This is a genomic window from Shewanella sp. 30m-14 (genome assembly GCF_052977125.1).
The window spans coordinates 1-2,958 of the sequence record NZ_JBRILW010000050.1; the positions used below are offsets into that span (position 1 = coordinate 1).

The following is a 2,958-nucleotide window of genomic DNA, read 5'->3' on the forward strand; positions in this document are numbered from 1 at the left end:
AAAGGTGTTGTTTCAACGCCGTGCCAGTGAGTGATGCCTTATTGCAAGATCACTCGCATGACTGCAGCTGTGGTTAATCGCTAAACTTTTATTCGGCTAGGGGCTGTTTTAATGGCTGATTTTTGCGCATACTTATTGCACATTCAAGTTATGTTTGCTGCATAACTTGGTTCGACAAAAACCAATGAGGATAGCGCATGGATAACGCAACAATTTGGGAATGGGTCGGCTATCTAGCGTCGGTTGTCGTCGCGATATCGCTAATGATGTCAAACATCAAAAAGCTTCGTTGGTGGAACCTTATCGGAGCGGCGTTATTTGTAGCCTATGGTTTAGCTATTGATGCGATTCCGGTGGCATTGGTTAACTTCTTTATTGTGCTTATCGACGCCTATTATTTGGTGAAGTTGTACAAAGCTGATTCACATATAAAAGACTCTACTGAGCTATAGTCTACAAACTCTAATTGACAGAGCTTTAAAATAGCTTTGATACACTAATACACAGTTCATTGAGGAGGAAATAAGCTGTTTTCCTCCATTTTTACAAATGTAAATCACGTTAAAACGCTTAATTTAAGCAACTTCTACTATTTTTCATCAGCTTAAATCGCCATTGGTAGCATTTAACGCTTACATCTTTGCTACCCGGTAGTGATTAAATTCAAACATTTCATTTATTGATTAGTATCAATGTTGTTATTCATTTTCAACATTACTCTGCAACGCCTTAATTCAGTTGCAGTTTACTCCAGTCTTAATTTTTCCATTTATATTGTTTTAGCCACCCATCTCTTAATCTGTTATTTGATTTAAGGTTATCTGTTTTAATCGTTTTAATGTTTTTGGTTGTGAGCCTATTATCTGTTCATCGACATACGGCATCCATGCCATATCGCCATAGCGTATCGCACATTGCACATTGCACATTGGGGATAAACCATGGCCACACTATTTGATTTAATTGAAACTTGGCTCGAGTCCAGCCAAGATTAAGGAATACTTTATGAGTCAGCAAAATCGAGTTCTTACTGCACAAAACGGCGCACCTATTAGTGATGACCAAAACTCACTATCAGCAGGAGAGCGTGGTCCGCTGCTACTTCAAGATTGGCATCTAATTGAGAAGCTTGCACACTTCAACCGTGAGCGTATTCCAGAGCGTATCGTGCATGCAAAAGGGACTGGGGTTTATGGTACATTTACGCTGACTCGAGACATGAGTGAATTTACGCTAGCAGACCACTTCAATGGTGTGGGCAAGCAGACTGAAACCTTTGTACGTTTTTCAACGGTAGGTGGTGAGATGGGATCTGCTGATGCAGAACGTGATCCTCGCGGCTTTGGTTTACGTTTTTATACCGAGCGTGGTAATCACGATATCGTAGGTAATAACACGCCAACGTTCTTCTTGCGTGATGGTATTAAGTTCCCAGATTTTATCCATACTCAAAAGCGTAACCCACAAACAAACCTTAAAGATCCCCATGCGATGTGGGACTTCTGGGCGCTAAACCCTGAAGCTATGCATCAGGTGACAATCTTAATGTCAGACCGTGGAATTCCAGCTAACTACCGTCAAATGCACGGCTATGGTTCGCATACATTCTCTTTTTGGAATGCAGCGGGTGAGCGTTTCTGGGTTAAATTCCACTTTAAGACTAAGCAGGGCATCGCGAACTTAACGGCGGAGCAGGCAGATATTCTTAAAGGTATCGATCCTGATTCATCGCAGCGCGATATGCTTGCTGCAATTAATGATGGTAACTTCCCTAAGTGGGCGGTAAAAGTACAGATCATGCCAGAAGCTGAGGCGAATACTTATAAGATCAACCCGTTCGATTTGACTAAAGTATGGTCGCATACCGATTATCCACTGATTGAAATTGGTGAGCTTGAACTTAACCGTATGCCGCAAAACTACTTTGCCGAAGTTGAGCAAGTGGCGCTAGCACCAAGCAACTTAGTCCCAGGTGTGGGCGCCTCACCAGATAAGATGCTACAAGCCCGTTTGTTTGCGTATGCTGATGCCCAGCGTTACCGCATAGGCGCTAACTATAACCAGCTACCGGTTAACTGCCCACATGCAACGAAGGCAAACCATCACCAACGCGCTGGCGCAATGGCCGGCACACAATGCCCATTCTCTGGTGGTCAGACTGGTGGTGATGCGAGCAGCAACTATGGTCCAAATAGCAATAACGGTCTGCAAGACCAAGCACAATTTGCCGAGCCACCACTGCGTTTAGACGGTGAAGCAGACCGCTATAGCCGTTATGACCAAGATGACTTTAGCCAAGCGGGCGACTTATACCGTCTTCTACCTGAAGATGAAAAAGCGCGATTGATTGCTAACATCGTCGGCAGCTTGAGTGTAGTGAATGAAGCAACGCAAGCTAAGATGGTTGAGCACTTTAGCGCTGCCGATAGCGATTACGGCCAGCGAGTCAAAGCGGCGTTAAAAGTAGGGTAAAGCTGAAAAGGTTCTAGGAAAAAGCAGGCCCTAGGTTCTAGGAAAAGCTAAGAAAGATCCTAAGGACTGAACAAGCATAAAGTTAAAGGCAAGACAGCAGATACTGTTTTGCCTTTTTTGTTTTGATAGAACCTAAAAAGCCTAGAGCACTCGCAAGCTCGTTGCTAGGTCGCTTTGCGGCGAGAGCGGACTTCGCCCTGCTATACCATCAAAAGATGGCATTGCGTTTCTCAACGTAGGCTGGGCTTTAGCCCATCAGTTTATACAGTTAATCAAGCCAATAAATTTGACGGCATAAATGCCGACCTACAATTGGTTTTTCCTCAGTCAGCTCTGTTTTACTAACATCAAACATCAAACATCAAACATCAAACATCTTTGATGTAGGTTGGGCTTTAGCCCATGAGTTTATATAGCCTTAATCAAGCCAATAAATTTGACGGCATAAATGCTGACCTACAATTGGTTTTTCCTCAGTCAGCTCTG

General features: G+C 43.5%; 2 protein-coding genes. Both read left to right on the forward strand.

What is annotated here, in order from left to right:
• Positions 1–197 precede the first annotated feature (197 nt).
• Complete coding sequence (locus ACVBIU_RS20405; RefSeq protein WP_447160914.1) at positions 198–452, forward strand: YgjV family protein; 255 nt, start codon at positions 198–200, stop codon at positions 450–452.
• Between the two features lie 553 nt (positions 453–1,005).
• Positions 1,006–2,472 (forward strand): catalase KatB, encoded by a 1,467-nt coding sequence (gene katB / locus ACVBIU_RS20410; protein WP_447160915.1) that lies wholly within the window; start codon positions 1,006–1,008, stop codon positions 2,470–2,472.
• Positions 2,473–2,958 lie beyond the last annotated feature (486 nt).

Excerpts from the sequence above, each read along its gene's own strand:
- ACVBIU_RS20405 (WP_447160914.1), top strand. The coding sequence starts at position 198 with ATGGATAACGCAACAATTTGGGAATGGGTCGGCTATCTAGCGTCGGTT.
- katB (WP_447160915.1), top strand. The coding sequence starts at position 1,006 with ATGAGTCAGCAAAATCGAGTTCTTACTGCACAAAACGGCGCACCTATT.